This window comes from Massilia sp. P2_C2 (assembly GCF_056404615.1).
Genome location: NZ_JBFUDR010000110.1, coordinates 1 through 18,628, shown reverse-complemented (window position 1 = coordinate 18,628; position 18,628 = coordinate 1). Strand labels below are relative to the sequence as shown.

The 18,628-nt window shown below is 64.7% G+C and carries 19 protein-coding genes; 8 read left to right on the top strand and 11 right to left on the bottom strand.

Annotation, left to right across the window (positions count from 1 at the left end):
• Positions 1–134 precede the first annotated feature (134 nt).
• Entirely contained in the window at positions 135–2,960 is a 2,826-nt protein-coding gene (locus tag AC1DYX_RS14700; RefSeq protein WP_477259987.1) for a valine--tRNA ligase, read from the top strand.
• Positions 2,961–3,034: 74 nt separating this feature from the next.
• On the opposite strand, the gene AC1DYX_RS14695 is transcribed toward AC1DYX_RS14700, so the two are convergent.
• Positions 3,035–3,616 (bottom strand): PEP-CTERM sorting domain-containing protein, encoded by a 582-nt coding sequence (locus tag AC1DYX_RS14695; RefSeq protein WP_477259985.1) that lies wholly within the window; start codon positions 3,614–3,616, stop codon positions 3,035–3,037.
• Positions 3,617–3,800: 184 nt separating this feature from the next.
• Between AC1DYX_RS14695 and AC1DYX_RS14690 the strand changes: the two genes are divergently transcribed.
• Together AC1DYX_RS14690 and AC1DYX_RS14685 are read left to right on the top strand one after the other, a co-directional pair.
• The gene (locus AC1DYX_RS14690; protein WP_477259983.1) at positions 3,801–4,256 is read left to right on the top strand and encodes a DUF2147 domain-containing protein; all 456 of its coding nucleotides are present in this window, start codon (positions 3,801–3,803) and stop codon (positions 4,254–4,256) included.
• Between the two features lie 158 nt (positions 4,257–4,414).
• Entirely contained in the window at positions 4,415–4,822 is a 408-nt protein-coding gene (locus AC1DYX_RS14685; protein ID WP_477259981.1) for a hypothetical protein, read from the top strand.
• On the opposite strand, the gene ruvB is transcribed toward AC1DYX_RS14685, so the two are convergent.
• The 10 genes from ruvB to tyrS all read right to left on the bottom strand — a co-directional run bounded on the left by ruvB (position 4,823) and on the right by tyrS (position 13,725).
• Positions 4,823–5,890: a Holliday junction branch migration DNA helicase RuvB gene (gene ruvB, locus AC1DYX_RS14680; protein WP_477259979.1), complete on the bottom strand. Its 1,068-nt coding sequence runs from the start codon at positions 5,888–5,890 to the stop codon at positions 4,823–4,825. It abuts the gene before it with no gap.
• Positions 5,891–6,034: 144 nt separating this feature from the next.
• Positions 6,035–6,613, bottom strand: coding sequence for a Holliday junction branch migration protein RuvA (ruvA, locus tag AC1DYX_RS14675; protein WP_477259977.1), 579 nt, complete (start codon positions 6,611–6,613; stop codon positions 6,035–6,037).
• A 16-nt stretch (positions 6,614–6,629) separates the two neighbouring features.
• A complete protein-coding gene (gene ruvC / locus AC1DYX_RS14670; RefSeq protein WP_477259975.1) occupies positions 6,630–7,175 on the bottom strand; it encodes a crossover junction endodeoxyribonuclease RuvC in 546 nt (181 codons plus the stop codon).
• A 187-nt stretch (positions 7,176–7,362) separates the two neighbouring features.
• On the bottom strand, positions 7,363–8,949 hold the full coding sequence (gene purH / locus AC1DYX_RS14665) for a bifunctional phosphoribosylaminoimidazolecarboxamide formyltransferase/IMP cyclohydrolase (RefSeq protein WP_477259973.1): 1,587 nt from the start codon (positions 8,947–8,949) through the stop codon (positions 7,363–7,365).
• 95 nt (positions 8,950–9,044) lie between these two features.
• Entirely contained in the window at positions 9,045–9,278 is a 234-nt protein-coding gene (locus AC1DYX_RS14660; protein ID WP_036235444.1) for a helix-turn-helix domain-containing protein, read from the bottom strand.
• A 76-nt stretch (positions 9,279–9,354) separates the two neighbouring features.
• The gene (dusB, locus tag AC1DYX_RS14655; protein WP_477259971.1) at positions 9,355–10,380 is read right to left on the bottom strand and encodes a tRNA dihydrouridine synthase DusB; all 1,026 of its coding nucleotides are present in this window, start codon (positions 10,378–10,380) and stop codon (positions 9,355–9,357) included.
• A 135-nt stretch (positions 10,381–10,515) separates the two neighbouring features.
• Positions 10,516–11,190, bottom strand: a complete 675-nt coding sequence (locus AC1DYX_RS14650; RefSeq protein ID WP_477259969.1) for a histidine phosphatase family protein — start codon at positions 11,188–11,190, stop codon at positions 10,516–10,518.
• 70 nt (positions 11,191–11,260) lie between these two features.
• Positions 11,261–11,935, bottom strand: coding sequence for a YbhB/YbcL family Raf kinase inhibitor-like protein (locus AC1DYX_RS14645; RefSeq protein WP_477259966.1), 675 nt, complete (start codon positions 11,933–11,935; stop codon positions 11,261–11,263).
• 72 nt (positions 11,936–12,007) lie between these two features.
• Positions 12,008–12,466: a D-aminoacyl-tRNA deacylase gene (gene dtd / locus AC1DYX_RS14640; RefSeq protein ID WP_477259964.1), complete on the bottom strand. Its 459-nt coding sequence runs from the start codon at positions 12,464–12,466 to the stop codon at positions 12,008–12,010.
• Positions 12,463–13,725 (bottom strand): tyrosine--tRNA ligase, encoded by a 1,263-nt coding sequence (tyrS, locus tag AC1DYX_RS14635; RefSeq protein WP_477259962.1) that lies wholly within the window; start codon positions 13,723–13,725, stop codon positions 12,463–12,465. The genes dtd and tyrS overlap by 4 nt, the downstream gene beginning before the upstream one ends.
• Before the next feature lie 170 nt (positions 13,726–13,895).
• Here tyrS and AC1DYX_RS14630 point away from each other — a divergent pair, with 170 nt between their 5' ends.
• The 5 genes from AC1DYX_RS14630 to AC1DYX_RS14610 all read left to right on the top strand — a co-directional run bounded on the left by AC1DYX_RS14630 (position 13,896) and on the right by AC1DYX_RS14610 (position 18,460).
• The gene (locus AC1DYX_RS14630) at positions 13,896–15,254 is read left to right on the top strand and encodes a peptidoglycan DD-metalloendopeptidase family protein (protein WP_477259960.1); all 1,359 of its coding nucleotides are present in this window, start codon (positions 13,896–13,898) and stop codon (positions 15,252–15,254) included.
• A gap of 83 nt (positions 15,255–15,337) precedes the next feature.
• A complete protein-coding gene (locus AC1DYX_RS14625) occupies positions 15,338–16,438 on the top strand; it encodes an anhydro-N-acetylmuramic acid kinase (RefSeq protein ID WP_477259958.1) in 1,101 nt (366 codons plus the stop codon).
• Positions 16,439–16,733: 295 nt separating this feature from the next.
• On the top strand, positions 16,734–17,198 hold the full coding sequence (locus AC1DYX_RS14620; RefSeq protein ID WP_477259956.1) for a hypothetical protein: 465 nt from the start codon (positions 16,734–16,736) through the stop codon (positions 17,196–17,198).
• A complete protein-coding gene (locus AC1DYX_RS14615; protein WP_477259954.1) occupies positions 17,198–18,100 on the top strand; it encodes a DUF2145 domain-containing protein in 903 nt (300 codons plus the stop codon). Before AC1DYX_RS14620 ends, AC1DYX_RS14615 begins: the two co-directional genes overlap by 1 nt.
• 48 nt (positions 18,101–18,148) lie before the next feature.
• Complete coding sequence (locus AC1DYX_RS14610; protein ID WP_477259952.1) at positions 18,149–18,460, top strand: Dabb family protein; 312 nt, start codon at positions 18,149–18,151, stop codon at positions 18,458–18,460.
• Positions 18,461–18,628 lie beyond the last annotated feature (168 nt).

Genomic DNA, 18,628 nt, shown 5'->3' with positions numbered 1-18,628 from the left:
CGCGTGCAATACGCGAACATGCGCGTGGGCGGAGGGCCGCCCAACCTACAAATTCTCGCCGGTTCTTCCGGCGCAGGCTTTACGCCGTCATCTATAATGATCGTTTTCGCAAATCACGCCATCACAGCCACATCATGGAATTAGCCAAGTCTTTCGAGCCTGCCGACATCGAACAATTCTGGCGCACGGAATGGGAACAGCGCGGTTACTTCGCCGCCTCCATGGACGACGACAAGCCGTCGTTCAGCATCCAGCTGCCGCCGCCGAACGTGACGGGCACCCTGCACATGGGCCACGCCTTCAACCAGACCGTCATGGATGGCCTGACGCGCTATTACCGCATGCGTGGCTTTAACACGGCCTGGATTCCCGGTACCGACCACGCCGGCATCGCCACCCAGATCGTCGTGGAGCGCCAGCTCGACGCACAAAAAATCTCGCGCCACGACCTCGGCCGCGAAGCCTTCGTCGAGAAGGTGTGGGAGTGGAAGGAACAGTCCGGCAGCACCATCACCGGCCAGATGCGCCGCCTGGGTGCCTCGGCGGACTGGGCCCGCGAATACTTCACGATGGACGAGCCGCGCTCGAAGATCGTGTCCGAAGTCTTCGTGCGCCTGTTCGAGCAGGGCCTGATCTACCGCGGCAAGCGCCTCGTCAACTGGGACCCGGTGCTGGGCACGGCCGTCTCCGACCTCGAAGTCGATTCGCAGGAAGAAGACGGCTCGATGTGGTACATCCACTATCCGCTGGCGGACGGCAGCGGCCACCTGACGGTCGCGACGACCCGTCCCGAGACGATGCTGGGCGACGTCGCCGTCGCCGTCGACCCGACCGACGAGCGCTACACGCACCTGCACGGCAAGATGCTGAAGCTGCCCTTGACGGGCCGCGAGATCCCGGTCATTGCCGATTCCTACGTGGACAAGGCGTTCGGCACCGGCTGCGTGAAGATCACGCCCGCGCACGACTTCAAYGACTATGCCGTCGGCCAGCGCCACAACTTGCCAATGCCGAGCATCATGACGTTAGAGGCGAAGATCGTCGACGACGCGCCCGAAGCCTACCGCGGCCTCGACCGCTTCGTCGCGCGCAAGAAGATCGTCGCCGACCTCGACGCGCAGGGCCTGCTGGAACAGGTCAAGCCGCACAAGCTGATGGTGCCGCGCGGCGACCGCACGGGCGTCGTCATCGAGCCGATGCTGACCGACCAGTGGTTCGTCGCGATGAGCAAGCCGGCGCCGGAAGGCACCTTCAATCCGGGCAAGTCGATCACCGACGTGGCGCTGGAAAAGGTCGCCAACGGCGAAATCAAATTCGTCCCCGAGAACTGGACGACCACGTACAACCAGTGGCTGGGCAACATCCAGGACTGGTGCATCTCGCGCCAGCTGTGGTGGGGCCATCGCATCCCGGCCTGGTACGGCCCGAATGGCGAAGTCGTCGTGGCCCGCAGCGAAGAAGAAGCGCAACAGAAGGCGGCTGCCGCCGGCATCACGGGCGAACTGAAACGCGACGACGACGTGCTCGACACGTGGTTCTCGTCCGCGCTCGTCCCGTTCTCGACGGTCGGCTGGCCGGAGCAGACCAGGGACATGGACCTGTTCCTGCCCTCTTCCGTGCTCGTGACCGGCTTCGACATCATCTTCTTCTGGGTCGCGCGCATGGTCATGATGACCGCGCACTTCACCGGCAAGGTCCCGTTCAAGACCGTGTACGTGCACGGCCTCGTGCGCGATTCGTCCGGCCAGAAGATGTCGAAGTCGAAGGGCAACACGCTCGACCCGATCGACCTGATCGACGGCATCGACGTCGAGTCGCTCGTCACCAAGCGCACGACCGGCCTGATGGACCCGCGCGCCGCGGAGAAGATCGCCAAGGCGACGCGCAAGGAATTCCCGGAGGGTATCCCGGCCTTCGGCACCGACGCCGTGCGCTTCACGATGGCCAGCTACGCCTCGCTAGGCCGCAACATCAACTTCGACCTGGGCCGCTGCGAAGGCTACCGCAACTTCTGCAACAAGCTGTGGAACGCGACCCGCTTCGTGCTGATGAACACGGAAGGCAAGGACTGCGGCGTACGGGCGTCCGGCAAGCCGCAGGCCGCCGACTATTCGCCGGCCGACCGCTGGATCATCTCGCAGCTGAACCGCGTCGAGCTGGAAGTGGCGAAGGGCTTCGAAGACTACCGCTTCGATAACATCGCCAACGCCATCTACAGCTTCGTGTGGGACGAGTACTGCGACTGGTACCTGGAACTGGCCAAGGTGCAGGTCCAGCAGGGCACGGAAGCGCAGCAGCGCGCCACCCGCCACACGCTGCTGCGCGTGCTGGAAGTCGTGCTGCGCCTCGCGCATCCGATCATCCCGTTCGTCACCGAGGCACTGTGGCAGGCCGTCGCGCCGCTCGCCGGAAAAACGAGCGAAGGCGCCGGCGACACGATCATGCTGCAACCGTACCCGGTCGCCGACGAGTCGCTGATCGACGCGGAAGCAGAGGCCTGGATGGAGCAGTTCAAGAGGGTCACCGACGCCACCCGCAACCTGCGCGGCGAAATGAAGCTGTCGCCGTCCGTGCGCGTGCCGCTGATCGTCGAGCCGGCGAGCGACGCCGACCGTAGCGCCGCGCAGAGCTTCGCGCCCTACGTCGCGCTGCTGGGCAAGCTGTCGGAAGTGCAGATCGTCGACGCGCTGCCGGATTCGCCGGCTGCCGTCGCCATCGTCGGCACGACCAAGCTGATGCTGAAGGTCGAGATCGACGTCGCCGCCGAGCGCGAGCGCCTGAAAAAGGAGATCGCGCGCATCGAAGGCGAGATCGCCAAGGCCAATGGCAAGCTGTCCAGCGAAAGCTTCGTCGCCCGCGCACCGGCAGCCGTCGTCGCGCAGGAACGCGAGCGCCTGGAAAACTTCAGCGCTACCCTGGTCWAGCTGAACGAGCAGTTCGCCAAGCTGCCGCCGGCATGATTCTTCACGCCGCATACTGAAAAACGCGCCGGGTCATGCCGGCGCGTTTTTTTTAATCGTGACGAAGTGCGTGTTTACCACCGACGTGTGCGGCGCGCACGGAGAAGCAATCCCGCCAGGCCGACACCAAAAATCGCCACCTGCCCCGGCTCCGGTACCGGCGACACGTTCATGACGATGTTGTCGATCTCGCCCCACTGTGGATCCGGCGTGCTCAGGTCACCCGGATTATTCATGTACCAGTCGATATAGCTGACGTGCCGGAACGCTGGCGACATGGCGAACGTGGCAAGCGGCTGGTCGCCCAGGATGGTGAAGCTGGCACCGGTGTCGCTGACGAAAACGGAATCACCACCCGAATAATCGAAGCCGACGACATCGAAGCTGYCGCCGTCCACCCGACGGATCTGGTACGGAGACGAGCCTTCGCGGCTATGCAGCCACAGCGACCCGTCACCGGGGTGCAGATGCGAGCCATTGTCATAGAGCGAAGTGATGATGAAGCCCGATTCCGTGTACGACTGCGGATAGAGGTCCAGGTCCGCGGTGTGGTCGAACGTCAGCGTCACAATCTCGGCCGAAGCGTTGGCCATGCCGCAGGCGCAGCAGGCGGCGACGAGGCAGCGTTTCATCCAGCGCGATGGTGTCGTGATCATGGCATCCCCTGATTGATTGGCGGCGGACGACGGCCACCCATGCAGCCAGTGTAGGAACGAGCCGGACCTGCGTATTGATCCATTCGTATGAACTCGCGATTCCGGCCCCCATCCTGGTTTACCGAACGATCGTGCATTTTGCTACACTGACAAAGCCCGCCCACCATAATTCAAAGGAGACATGATGCGCCCACTGTTCCAAGCCGCTGCCCTCGCGACTTTCGCCGCCCTTCTCGCCGCCCCGCTCGCCTGGGCCCAGGATGCCTCGCCGGTCGGGCTGTGGAAGACCATCGACGACGCTTCCGGCAAGCCGACCTCCCTGATCCGCATCACCGACAACCAGGGTGAGCTGCAGGGCAAGATCGAAAAGCTGTTCCGCTCGCCGGAAGAAGAGCAGAACCCGAAATGCTCGCAGTGCAAAGACGCGCGCAAGGACCAGCCGATCGTCGGCATGACGATCCTCTCGGGCCTGCGCAGGCATGGCGACGAGTACAGCGGCGGCGAGATCCTCGACCCGAAGAACGGCAAGGTCTACAAGAGCAAGCTGAGCGTGCACGAAGGCGGCAAGAAGCTGGAAGTGCGGGGATATGTCGGCGTGCCGATGTTCGGGCGCTCGCAGGTCTGGCTGCGCCTGGATTGAATCGCACACAAAAATTAATAAATTGTAATTACAATTTTGCGACTCATGCATGCCCTGCCATAGGGCGATATGCTAATCTCGCCATTCTGGTTTATTCACCACACATGGCGCCGCATGCTTTATCGATTTTTCAATTCGCGCCGCATGGGGAGATTCACATGATTTTCCTGCGGCTGCTCTCGTTCCTGATCGCCATTACCATCCCGATGGTCCCACCGCTCGTACTGGCCGACGCCAGCATCCGCGGCATGCCCGGCTGGCCCGTGCTGGGCGGGTTGTTCGGCATGTGCCTGATCTCGGGAAGCTTCCTCTACATTGCCCTGCTGGCATCGCGCATGCGCCGCTCCATCGCGCTGCGCATCCTGGGCGGCCTGCTGCTGATGGTCCCAGCGGCAGTCGGCCTCGCCATGCTGTGGACTCGCAACGAGGTGGCAATGCTGTTGGCCGGCGGCGCGCTGCTCGTCACCACCATCCTGATGTTCATCAGCTTCATCTTCCCCGCCGCCGCCGACCGCCGCCAGCGCCCCATGCGCAAGCGCGACCGCCAGGAACCGGTACTGTCCTGATCACACCGGAGGCAGGTTGTCCCACAGGTCGCCGGTCGGGCTGATGCGCGGCGCTGCGATGCCAAAATGCTTGTAGGCCAGCGGCGTGGCAATGCGCCCGCGCGGCGTGCGCTGCAGATAGCCCTGCTGGATGAGGTACGGTTCCAGCACATCCTCGATGGTGTCGGCCGCTTCGCCGATGGCTGCGGCCAGGTTGCCGATGCCCACCGGCCCGCCGGCAAACTTGAACAACACCGCTTCCAATAACTTCCTGTCCATCACGTCGAAGCCGACCGTGTCGACGTCCAGCATGCGCAGCGCGCGGTCGGCCATCTCCTTCGTGATGTCGCCGTTGCCCTTCACCTCCGCGTAATCGCGCACGCGGCGCAGCAGGCGGTTGGCGATGCGCGGCGTGCCGCGCGCGCGCTTGGCGACTTCGCGCGCGCCTTCCTCATCGATCGGCGCTTCCAGCAGCGCGGCGCTGCGGGCGACGATCTTGGTCAATTCGTCGACGTTGTAGAACTCCAGCCGCGCGACGATGCCGAAGCGGTCGCGCAGCGGATTCGTCAGCATGCCCGCGCGCGTGGTGGCGCCGACGAGCGTGAACGGCTGCAGGTCGAGCTTCACGGAACGCGCGGCCGGGCCCTCGCCGATCATGATGTCGATCTGGTAATCCTCCAGCGCCGGGTACAGGATCTCCTCGACCACCGGAGACAGGCGGTGGATCTCGTCGATGAACAGGACGTCGTTCGCTTCCAGGTTCGTCAGCAGCGCGGCCAGGTCGCCGGGGCGCTCCAGCACGGGGCCGGACGTCTGGCGCAGGTTCACGCCCATCTCGCGCGCGATGATGTGCGCGAGCGTCGTCTTGCCGAGGCCCGGCGGCCCGAACAGCAGCGTGTGGTCGAGCGCCTCGCGGCGCTTGCGGGCCGCGTGGATGAAGATCTCGAGCTGGTCGCGGATCTTTTCCTGGCCGACGTATTCGTCCAGATGCTTGGGACGCAACGCGCGCTCGATCGCCTCTTCGTTCGGCGAGGCCGGGGCGGCGTCGATGATGCGCTGCTCGGTGAAATTGTCGGTCTGGATGCTCATTACATTATCTTAAACGTGCCGGGGTTACGTAGGGTGGACGGCTACACTCTGCTACGTGAATATTCGGCGACGTTGCCGCCGTCCACGCGTTCAACCGGCTTTGAATGTACCGTGGCAGCTCAAATGAACGTCCGCCCTACCAAATTACGCTTTGGAGAGCGCCTTCAACGCCAGCTTGATGCCGTCGGACACACTGGTCCCGGCCGGCATGTTCTTGATCGCGATAAGGGCTTCCTTGTCAGAATACCCCAAAGCCAGCAGCGCATTGAGCACGTCTGCCTGCGCGGCGTCGTGCGGCGTGCCGGCCACGACGCCGATGTCGGCGCCCAGCTTGCCCTTCAGTTCCAGCAGCAGGCGCTCGGCCGTCTTCTTGCCGATGCCCGGCACCTTGATCAGGCGCCCCGCTTCCTGCAGGGTTACGGCCTGGGCGAGGTCGTTCACGGTCATGCCGGACAGGATGGACAGTGCCGTGCGCGCGCCGACGCCGGTGATCTTGATCAGCTGGCGGAACACGGCGCGTTCGTTCGACGACCCGAAGCCGAACAGCAGGTGCGCATCCTCGCGCACGACGTAGTGCGTGAACAGCGTGACGCGCTCGCCCGTGTGCGGCAGGTTGTAGAACGTGCTCATCGGCACGTCGACTTCATAGCCGACACCCTGGCAATCGACGAGCACTTGCGGCGGGTTCTTTTCCAGCAGGACTCCGGAGAGACGACCGATCATGGTGACCTTTCAATAATTAGACGAGGCGGCCGCGCTTCATGTGCAGCGTCGGCTTTTTCGGATTGGCCGGCGCGAGCGCGCCCATCAATGCCAGCGCATCCTGGCTGTTGGCATGGCAGATGGCAATGCCGAGTGCATCGGCCGCGTCCGAGCCCGGCAGGCCCGGCAGCTTGAGCAGGCGCGCGACCATCTCCTGCACCTGCGCCTTGACGGCCTTGCCCGTGCCGACGACAGCCTGTTTCACTTGCGTGGGCGTATATTCCGCCACGTCGAGGTCGGCACCGACGAGTGCCGTGATCGCGGCGCCGCGCGCCTGGCCGAGCAGCAGGGTCGACTGCGGATTGACGTTGACGAAGACTTTTTCGATGGCCGCACAGGCCGGCTGGTAGGTGGCGATGATTTCGCTCACGCCCGCCAGGATGACTTTCAGCCGCGGCGGCAGCGCGCCTTCGGTGCCCGTCTTGATGGTGCCGGACGCGATGTAGCGCAGCCGGTTGCCTTGCTTTTCAATGACGCCGAACCCTGTCGTACGCAGGCCCGGGTCGATGCCGAGAATAATCATTATCGAATGTTATACCGGCGAGGGTGTTTCGTGGGGAAAATACTGTGCAAAAACACAGGTTAATGCAACTTTGTCACCACCATCGTAGGGTGGGCACCCCGTGCCCACGCGCACGTCTGCGTTTCGTCGACTTCCGCGTGGGCTCGGGGAGCCAGCCCACCCTACCGCTACCCGTAACGCCAGCGGATTAATGACGGAAGTGACGCGTACCAGTGTACAGCATGACCACACCACGTTCATCCGCCGCATCGATCACTTCCTGGTCGCGCATCGAGCCGCCCGGGTGGATGACGCAGGTCGCGCCCGCATCGACGACGACGTCCAGGCCATCACGGAACGGGAAGAACGCATCCGACGCCACGGCCGAGCCCACCAGCGACAGGCCGGCATTTTGCGCCTTGATCGAGGCGATGCGCGCGGAGTCGATGCGGCTCATCTGGCCTGCGCCCACGCCGAGGGTCATGCCGCCGGCGCAGAACACGATCGCGTTCGATTTCACGTACTTGGCCACGCGCCACGCGAACATCAGGTCCTGCAGTTGCTGCGGGGTCGGCTGCTTCTTCGTCACGACGCGCAGGTCGCCAATGCCGACGTTCTTCGCGTCCGGCGATTGCACCAGCAGGCCGCCGCCCACGCGCTTGACGTCATACACGTTCTGGCCGTCACCCAGGGCGATTTCCAGCAGGCGCACGTTCTGCTTCGCGGACATGATCTGCAGGGCTTCCGCGGTGAACGCCGGGGCGATCAGGACTTCCACGAACAGCTTGGCGATCGCTTCCGCCGCCGGGCCGTCGACCGGCACGTTGAAGGCGATGATGCCGCCGAAGGCCGACGTCGGGTCGGTCTTCAGGGCGCGCTGGTAGGCGTCCAGCGCGTCCGCACCGATCGCCACGCCGCACGGATTGGCGTGCTTGATGATCACGCAGCCGGCCGGCGTGTTGAAACCGCCCAGCGACTTGACGCATTCCCAGGCCGCGTCCGCGTCGGCGATATTGTTGTACGACAATTCCTTGCCCTGCAGCTGGCGATAGTTGGCCAGGCTGCCGGCGGCCGGCACGAGGTCGCGGTAGAACGCGGCCGTCTGGTGCGGATTTTCGCCGTAGCGCATGTCCTGGACTTTCTCGAAGTGCAGGTTCAGCGTCTGCGGGTAGGCGGCGCGGTTCGCGTGGTCCTTGTCCGGGCCGAGGCTCGTCAGGTAGTTCGTGATGGCGGCGTCGTATTGCGCCGTGTGCGCGAAGACTTTCTTGGCCAGGCGGAATTTCGTTTCATAGCCCACGCTGCCGGCAGCCTCACCGGTGCCTTTCATCTCGGCCAGCACCGGGCCGTAGTCGGCCGGGTCGACGATGACGACGACGTCGCGGTGGTTCTTGGCCGCCGAGCGCAGCATGGTCGGTCCGCCGATGTCGATGTTCTCGATCGCATCTTCCAGCGAGCATTGTTCCTTGGCCACGGTTGCCTGGAACGGATACAGGTTGACCACCACCATGTCGATCTGCGGGATGCCGTGCTCTTCCAGCTTGGCAACGTGTTCCGGGAAGTCGCGGCGGGCCAGGATACCGCCGTGGACCTTCGGATGCAGCGTCTTGACGCGGCCATCGAGCATTTCCGGGAAGCCCGTGTAATCGGCAACTTCGGTCACCGGTACGCCATTGTCCTGCAGCAGTTTGGCGGTGCCGCCGGTGGACAGGATGTTGACGCCGAGGGCGGACAGCGCACGCGCGAAGTCGAGGACGCCGGTCTTGTCGGAAACGGAGATGAGTGCTTGTTTGATCATGGAAGTGGCCTGTTGAAAAAAAATCTGAGCGGGCTCGCGGTCGCCGGACGATGGGCCGAACGCACGCCTGCACGCCCCGGCCCTCCGCCGGCGGCTTACAGCAGCCCGTGCTCCTGCAATTTCTTGCGCAAGGTATTACGGTTAATGCCCAGCATCTGGGCCGCATGCGACTGGTTGCCCTCGGCCCGCGTCATCACCACTTGCAGGATCGGTTTTTCCACGGTCAGGAGCATCATGTCGTAGATATTCGTCGGTTTTTGCTCGCCCAGGTCGTTGAAATAGTCTTCGAGGCTTTTCTGAACGACTTCCTGGATACTTTCTTTGCTCATGGTTTACAGCTTCATCCTGGTTGAATGCTGCTTGTGGCAGCGTTTGTCTCCGACGTTCTTATTATTTTGACTACTTTTAGGCGGCAATCGCGTCATCGGCAGCACACGCGGGCCGGTATTGTAACCGCTCGCCATACCGGTGTTGAGATTTAAAAAATTCATCGACGGCCGCCAATTGCTCCGCTGTCGATTCCAAACGGTTCATGCGCTGGCGGAATTCTTCACCGCCGGGCAGGTCTTCGACATACCAGCCGATGTGCTTGCGCGCCGTGCGCACGCCCAGGTATTCGCCATAAAAAGCGTAGTGGGCCGGCAGGTGTTCATTCATCAGCGCGCGCACCTCTTCCACCAGCGGCGGCGGCAGATATTCGCCCGTGCGCAGGAAGTAATCGATTTCGCGACAGATCCAGGGACGGCCCTGGGCGGCGCGGCCGATCATCACCGCATCGGCGCCGGTGGTCTCGAGCACGAACTTCGCCTTGTCCGGCGTCGTGATGTCGCCATTGGCCACGACGGGGATATTGACGGCCGCCTTGACGGCCGCGATGGTGTCGTACTCGGCCTCGCCCTTGTAGCCGTCCGCGCGGGTGCGGCCGTGCAGGGTCAGCATGGCGATGCCGGCCTGCTCCGCCATCCGGGCGACGGTCAGCGCGTTCTTGTTTTGGCGATCCCAGCCAGTGCGGAATTTCAGGGTGACGGGCACGTCGACGGCATTCACGACGGTGTCCAGGATGCGTTGCACGAGGTCTTCGTGCTGCAGCAGCGCCGAGCCGCACCAGTTGTTGCACACCTTTTTTACGGGGCACCCCATGTTGATGTCGATGATCTGGGCACCGCGCTCGACGTTGAACTTCGCGCACTCGGCCAGGTCGTGCGGGTCGGCGCCGGCGATCTGCACGGCCTTCGGCTCCATCTCCCCTGCGTGGTCCGTGCGCCGCGACGATTTTTCGCTGGCCCACAGGCGCGGATTCGACGCCGCCATCTCGGACACCGCATATCCCGCGCCCAGCTTCTTGCACAGCTGGCGGAAAGGACGGTCCGTCACCCCGGCCATCGGGGCGACGAAGACATTATTGCGCAGTGTATATGGACCAATTTGCACGGCAGGCGATCACGGGAAGCAACGGGAACTCGCTATTTTACCCGATACACTGCTCAATTTATCAGCAGATTTTTCTAATGAATTGTTGCGCACGCGCCAGAAAGCGCTTGCAATCCGGCCCACATAGGCTGGCGATCAGGGCAGTTCGTCCAGCACGGCCGGACGCAGATGTTCGACCTCGCCCCAGCTGCGCAGTTCGAGGGTCTGCGTGGCCGGGTCGTAGCGGAAGCGGTTGATGCTGGCGTTATAGACCTTGAAGTCGCGCGGCGTCTCCAGGGGCAGGMCGAGCGCCAGCCGGTAGGCGCATTCGAGTACGCCGCCATGCGCGACGAGTGCCAGCGTCCGGCCGGGGTGCGCAGCGGCCAGGGCCAGGATGGCGCCGGTCGCCCGGTCGAAGAAGGCGCGGAAACTCTCGCCCACGTTGCGGCCCGGCGGCAGGACGGCATCGATGTCGCGCGCCTGCCAGGCGGCGAATTCATGCGGGAAACGCTGCTCGATCTCGCTGTACAGCAAGCCCTCGAAACCGCCATAGCCGCGCTCGCGCAGCGCCGGGTCGACGTGCAGCGCCAGGCCATGGCGGTCGGCCACGGCCTGGGCCGTCTGGCGCGCCCGCTGCAGGTCGCTGGCGACGAGCATATCGATGGGTTCGTGCGCAAGCGCGTCCGCCAGCAGCGCGGCCTGGCGCTCGCCTTCGCCGTTCAGTGGAATATCGAGGTGGCCCTGCAGGCGGCGTTCGGCGTTCCAGGCCGTTTCGCCGTGGCGGATCAGGAGGATGTCGGTGGGTGCTGCGATGTTGTTTGTTGTTGTCATGCGGAGGCGTCGCCCCGGACTGCGGAGCGATCGTAAAGGGACCTCGGCGGTCCCGTGTTCAATAAACCGGTCAGGAAGGCTGACCGATCAGGTTGCCCGTCACGGCCGGATTCAGCGAGTACACGCCGAAGATCTTCGCCTCGTCCAGGATGTGCCCGTTGATCGCCAGGCTCACTTCCTTGCAGGTGAAACGCCMGACCAGCGGCAGGCGCGGAATGTCGAGCGCGTACAGGGTCAACACATAAGTATGCACGCGTTCGTCGTTCCACGGCGGGCACGGGCCGTCGTAGCCATAATATTCGCCGGCCATGTCGGGRTCGTTCGCGAACCAGCCCGTGTAATCGTTGACGCCGTGGCGCAGCTGGTGCTCGGTGCCGTTCTTGATCGTAAACGGCACCAGCGGCCCTTTCTTGCCGCCCGGCGTGACCATGTCCGAGAACTTTCCCTCGGGGAAGGACTTCAGGCAGACGGGGATGTCGACCAGCGACCAGTGATAGAAATCCGTGCGCGGCAGCGCATCGGACACGGTATGGCCTTCCTGGTTGACGTCGCTGCCGTCCGTCGGCACGTCGATGTCGTGCATGAGCAGGACGAGCGACTGCGTGCCGGCCGGCACCTCGTCCCAGGCGATGTGCGGGCTGCGGTTGGTCGACAGCCTGATGTGAGTGCCGGGATCCGTCTCGGCGAACGCGCATCGGGGCGGGATCATGTCGCCCTCGGTAAAGGAATCGCTCCAGATTTTCATCGTTTGTCTCCCTGCCATCCACGCATCGTAAGACTACGGCCCGCGCGCGCGGTTTCTACGCAGTTGCCATTTCTAGGCCACGACCGTGGGTGGATCAATACGCAGCCAGAACGTCACGGGGCCATCGTTGGTCAGCGCGACCTGCATGTCCGCGCCGAACCGGCCGGTTTCGACGATACCGTGACGCTCGCGCGCCTGGCGCACGACATGATCGAACAGCCGGCGCCCGTCGGCGGGCGGCGCGGCCGGCGAGAACGACGGGCGCGTGCCGGACCGGGTGTCGGCTGCCAGCGTGAACTGCGGCACGAGCAGCAGGCCGCCCTCCACGTCCGTCACGCTGCGGTTCATCTTGCCGGCGTCATCCGAAAACACCCGGTAACCGAGCAGCTTCGCGAGCAGCGCGTCGGCCTGGCGTTCCGTGTCGCCCTTTTCCGCACACACGAGCACCATCAGCCCGCGGCCGATGCGGCCGACGACGTCGCCGTCGACCGCCACGCTGGCCTGACTGACCCGTTGCAGCAGGCCGATCATGCGGACAGGGTCACGCGGGCGAACTTGCGCTTGCCGACCTGCAGCACGAACGTGCCCGGCTGGACCTGCAACGCCTTGTCGGACACGACGGCGCCGTCGATGCGCACGCCGCCCTGGTCGATCATGCGCATAGCTTCCGAGCTGGACGCGCACAGGCCGGACTGGCGCAGCAGTTGCGGCAGGCCCAGCGGCGCGCCGCTGACGGCCACTTCCGGCACGTCGTCCGGGATGCCGCCTTTCGAGCGGTTGACGAAATCGGCCAGCGCATCCTCGGCCGCCTGCTGCGAGTGGAAGCGGGCGACGATTTCCTGGGCCAGCGCAACCTTCGCGTCGCGCGGATTGCGGCCGCCTTCGACCTCTGCCTTCAGGGCGGACAAGTCTTGCAGCGAGCGGAACGACAGCAGCTCGTAGTACTTCCACATCATGACGTCCGAGATGCTCATCAGCTTGCCGAACATCGTGTTGGCCGGTTCCGTGATGCCGATGTAGTTGTTCTTGGACTTGGACATCTTCTCGACGCCGTCCAGGCCTTCCAGCAGAGGCATGGTCAGGATGCACTGCGGTTCCTGGCCGTAATCTTTCTGCAGTTCACGGCCGACCAGCAGATTGAATTTCTGGTCCGTTCCACCCAGCTCAAGATCCGCCTTCAAAGCCACGGAATCGTAGCCCTGCATCAACGGATAGAGGAACTCATGCACGGAGATGGGAGTCCCACTCTTGTAGCGCTTGGTAAAGTCGTCGCGCTCCATCATGCGGGCCACGGTGTAGCGGGAAGCGAGCTGGATCATGCCGCGCGCGCCCAAAGCGTCGCACCATTCGGAGTTGTAGCGGATTTCCGTGCGCTCCGGGTCGAGCACGAGCGACGCCTGCTTGAAGTAAGTCGTCGCGTTTTCCTCGACCTGTTCGCGGGTCAGCGGCGGACGGGTGGCGTTGCGGCCGGACGGGTCGCCGATCATCGACGTGAAGTCGCCGATCAGGAAGATCACCTGGTGGCCCAGGTCTTGCAGCTGGCGCAGCTTGTTCAGCACGACGGTGTGGCCGAGGTGCAGGTCGGGCGCCGTCGGGTCCAGGCCCAGCTTGATGCGYAGCGGCGTGCCGCTCTGTTCGGAACGGGCCAGTTTCTGGGCAAATTCGCTCTCGATCAGCAGCTCGTCCACGCCGCGCCTGGTAATGGCGAGCGCTTCCTGGACGGCATCGCTCAGGGGCTGAGCGACTGGAGTTGCGTTTTTTGCATTACCAGAAAATTCTGGAGAAGTCATAAAAATCTTGTAGGAAAAGGGCTAAAACGGTTGTAAGAGCCAGTATTTTGATATAATGCGCGATCCCATCAATCTTGCCGCATGCAAAGCTTCAACGACAACAAGAAATAAAAACACCAATAAAATCGCGTGGTCTTGGGCTGTTCAAGCGGTAAATTTTAACTGATTGCATGAACCCAATACAGAAAATCGCCGGCAAGCGCTGGTTTGGTCTGGCTGAAACGAGCCGCAAAACGCGCATCATCGCCGGGGGCGCAGCAGGCCTGRCATTGTGTGCCTTTGGCGCCACCGCCGTCGCCCCGATCGCTCCGGATGCCGCCGACATCCCGGTCAAATCGGTCGCACAAGACCTGCAACTGCCGAACCTGGCAGACCAGATCGCCGCTCTCCAGCAGGACCAGCAGCAATTCATCCACGAAGAACGCATCCGCCCTGGCGACTCGCTGGGCGCCGTGTTCACGCGTCTTGGCATCGAAGACCAGCAGGCGCAGTCGTTCGTCCGTTCCGACAAGGTCGCCCGCTCGATCCTGAGCCTCAAGACCGGCAAGCGCATCCAGGCCGAGACCGACGAGAACGGTCTGCTGCTGAGCCTGCACGCGACCATCGTCGACAAGGATGAGTTCAAGACGGTCACCGTCGCGCGCAAGGGCGACAAGTTCGTCGCCAGCACGGCCCCGGCCCAGCTCGAGCGCCGTGTCGAAATGCGTTCGCGCAACATCAACAGCTCGCTGTACGCCGCCACCGACGACGCCAGCGACGGCAGCCAGATTCCCGATTCCGTCGTCAACCAGATCATCGAGATGTTCTCGACGAACATCGACTTCCGCTCGGACCTGAAGCACGGCGACCGTTTCAACGTCGTCTACGAAACGTTCTGGCTGGATGGCGAGATGGTGCGCACGGGCCGCATCCTGGCCGGCGAATTCGTCAACCGCGGCGTCGCCTACCAGTCCGTCTGGTACGAAGACCCCGTCAGCCACCAGGGCGGCTACTACAGCCTGGACGGCAAGGCGCTGAAGAAAGCATTCCTGAAGTCGCCGGTCGCGTTCAACCGCATCTCGTCGGGCTTCTCGATGCGCGTGCATCCGGTGTTCGGCACCTGGAAGAAGCACGAAGGCGTCGACATGGCCGCACCGGTGGGCACCCCGATCAAGGCATCGGGCGACGGCGTCGTCGACTTCGTCGGCACGCAGAACGGCTACGGCAACTTTGTCGTGCTCAAACACTGGTCCAACTACAGCACCGCGTACGGCCACATGAGCCGCTTCGCCAGTGGCCTGCGCCGCGGCCAGAAAGTGGCGCAGGGCGACGTGATCGGCTACGTCGGTACGACGGGCTGGGCGACGGGCCCGCACCTGCACTATGAATTCCGCATCGGCGGCCACGCCACGGACCCGATGGCGCTGAAGGACCTGCAGCAGCAGCCGCTGTCGCCGGGCGAGATGAACCGCTTCAAGATGGCTGCCGCCGAAATGTCGCACCGCTTCTCGCTGCTGTCCCCGGCCGGCAACGCGATGGCCGCTCGCTGATCGATCAGTTCGTTCCATGAACGCCTTGCACGCATGGTCGACATGCCGTGCAAGGCGTTTTGCATTTAAGTTCAGGAGTCGCGATGGCTTCCAACCTCTACATCGGCCTGATGTCCGGCACGAGCCTGGACGGCGTCGACGGCGTGCTGGCCGATTTCTCCGGCCGCGGCATCCGCACGCTGGACGCTGCCTTCACGCCGTTCCCGGCCGGCCTGCGCGCCGAACTGATGGCCTTGCAGGCCGCCAGCGCCAACGAACTGGAACGGGAAGCGCTCGCCGCCAACGCGCTGGCGCACTGCTATGCGGAGTGCGTGCAGGCGCTGGCCGCCGCGGCACCGGGCCCCATCCGCGCCGTCGCCGTGCACGGCCAGACGATCCGCCACCGCCCGGAGCTGGGTTTTACGCGCCAGACCAATAATCCGGCGCTGCTGGCCGAGTTGTGCGGCATCGACGTCATCGCCGACTTCCGCAGCCGCGACGTCGCCGCCGGCGGCCAGGGCGCGCCGCTCGTGCCCGCCTTCCACGAAGCCCGCTTCGGCAAGCGCGGCCAGGTGCGCGTCGTCCTCAACATCGGCGGCATCGGCAACATCAGCGTGCTGCACGGCGACGGCCGCGTGAGCGGCTACGACACCGGGCCCGGCAACGTCCTGATGGACTTGTGGATTGGGCGCCACCGCAACGAGGCCTATGACAAGGACGGCGCCTGGGCCGCCGCCGGCCGGGTCGACGATGACCTGCTGGGCCTGCTGCTGGACGAACCGTATTTCCGCCTGCCGCCGCCCAAGAGCACGGGCCGCGACCTGTTCCACGCCGCGTGGCTCGATGCGAAGCTGGCCCGGCGGCCCGGCCTGGCGCYGGCCGACGTGCAGGCGACGCTGACACGCCTGACCGCGGTCTCGATCGCGCGCGCCATCGCCGCGGAGACGGCCGCGCAGCCGGCCCAGGCGGTCTACGTCTGCGGCGGCGGCGCGTACAACGGCGTGCTATTGCGCGAGATCGCAGCAGCGCTGGGCGGCCGGGTCCCCGTCGCGTCGACGGACACGCTGGGCGTGGCACCGAACCGCGTGGAAGCCCTCGCCTTCGCCTGGCTGGGCTACCGCTTCCTGCGGCGCCAGCCGGGCAACCTGCCGGCGGTGACGGGGGCGGCGGGGCCGCGCATTCTCGGGGCGCTGTACCCCGCCTAAGTCCGGCCGTAGGGTGGGCACCCCTGTGCCCACGCATGACATTCGCGTCATGTTGACGTTCGCGTGGGCACGGGGTGCCCACCCTACCCATATGCTACCGTGTGCGGCAAAACCACCGTCGCCTTCCCAGTGATACGCGGCTTTGGATATGCTGCGTCCGTGCCGGCGCACATTGAACGCGTGGACGGCAGAGCCGTCCACCCTACCATGTGCGGCAAAACCACGGCCGCCTTCCCAGCATTACGACACGCTTGTACCATAGCCGTTATCCGATACGCTTAAGAAAGATTTCACAATGACCCTCACCACCTTCACCCGCGCGCTCGCCCTGGCGCTGGCCGCCGCTGCCTGCACCCTGCCCGCCCATGCCGACAGCGTCGCCTCGTCGGCCTCGAGCGCCGGCTCGGCCTCGTCGGGCAGCATTTCCGATTCGATCGGCGGTTCCAGCAACAGCTCGAAGGGCGACCGCCGCGTGGCGGCCGGCCAGTACCGCGTGATCGACGTCGCCCAGGCGCCGGCCAGGGCGGGCACGACCCGCGTCACCCTGCGCGCCGTCGCCGGCGGCCCCGCGACGGAATTCTGGGTCGACGTGCCCGACCGCGCGCTGGCCGAGCGCCGCGTCGACAAGGGTGCGGTCGTGCAGGTGAACGAGCGCGTGTACGGCTACGAATTCGCGTAYGGCGATACCAACAAGCCGTTCTTCCTCGCGCTGCAGGACGAGTGGTACCGCGAGCTGTCGTCGCGCAAGGTCACCATCTGATGATGTTCCAGCGGCTCATCGCGGCCGCGCTCATGTTGTTCGCGAGCGCGACCGCATGGGCCGGCATCCCGACGTTCTGCGACCGGGCCGACAAGGTCACGGCCGCGGACCAGGACCGCGTGCTACGCTTCGCCGCCGTCGTCAAGGACGAGCTGGCGCGTTCCGGCAGCAGCCTCGCCCTCGTGGCGCGCGCGGGCCTGGACCTGAGCCGCTTCGGCCTGCGGTATTCGCACGCCGGCATCGCGCTGAAGGACAATCCCGGCGGCACGTGGGCCGTGCGCCAGCTGTACTACGCCTGCGACGAATCGCGCCCGCGCCTGTTCGACCAGGGCATGTCCGGCTTCGTGCTCGGCGCCGACGCGCCGACGCATGGCCACGTCGCCCTGCTGTTCCCGCCTACCGAGGAAAGCGCGCAGCTGGAACACGCCGCGCTCGACAACCGCCTGGCCCTCGCCCTGCTGGGCGGCGAGTACAGCGCGAATGCGTATGCCTTCGGCACGCGCTACCAGAATTGCAACCAGTGGGTGGCGGAGCTGATGGCGTTCGCGTGGGGCCACCTGCCCCCATCGGATGCGCCGCGCGTCCAGGCGCAGGATTGGCTGCGCGCGCAAGGCTATGCGGCCACGCCCGTGAAGATCCCGTCGCACTGGCTGATGTTCGCCGGACAATTCGTGCCCCTCGTGCACGTCGGCGACCATCCGCTCGACGACATCCACGCGCTCGCGCTGCACATCAGCGTGCCGACGGCGATCGAGGCGTTCGTGCATCGCACGGCACCGCAGACGCGCCGCGTCGAACTGTGCCACGACGAACGCCACATCGTCGTGCACCGCGGCTGGGAACCGCTCGGCGCCGGCTGCGAGCCGCTGCCGGGCGACGACGTGATCGCGCTCGCGCCCTGATGCCGACGGCCGTGTAAGATGACGCTTCGTCAACTTACAGCGACCACCATGCCCGCACAACTGCTCCGCCACGTCGTCCTCTTCGCGTTCAACGATGACGCCTCGTTCGAGGACGTCGACGCCGTCGTCACCGGCTTCGCCGCCCTCCCCGCCGCCATCCCCGGCATCGCGTCCTACGAATGGGGTACGAACGTGAGCCCGGAAGGCCTGAACGACGGCTTCACGCACTGCTTCACGCTGACGTTCGCGCAAGCCGAAGACCGCGACGCCTACCTCGTGCATCCCGCGCACCGGCGCTTCGTCGCGGCGCTGAAACCCTGCCTCGCCAAATCGCTGGTGCTGGATTATTGGGCAAAGTAGACAGAATGTATTGACCTACCAACCTCAACGGACGCGGGTTACGCTGAGGGTTGGTGAACCTTTCGGCGCAGAGCCGCAATTGAGGAGGTAGGTCATGAACGAGTTTAGCAAATATGTAGGCCTGGATGTCCATAAGGCGACGATCGCTGTCTCGATTGCGGACAGTGC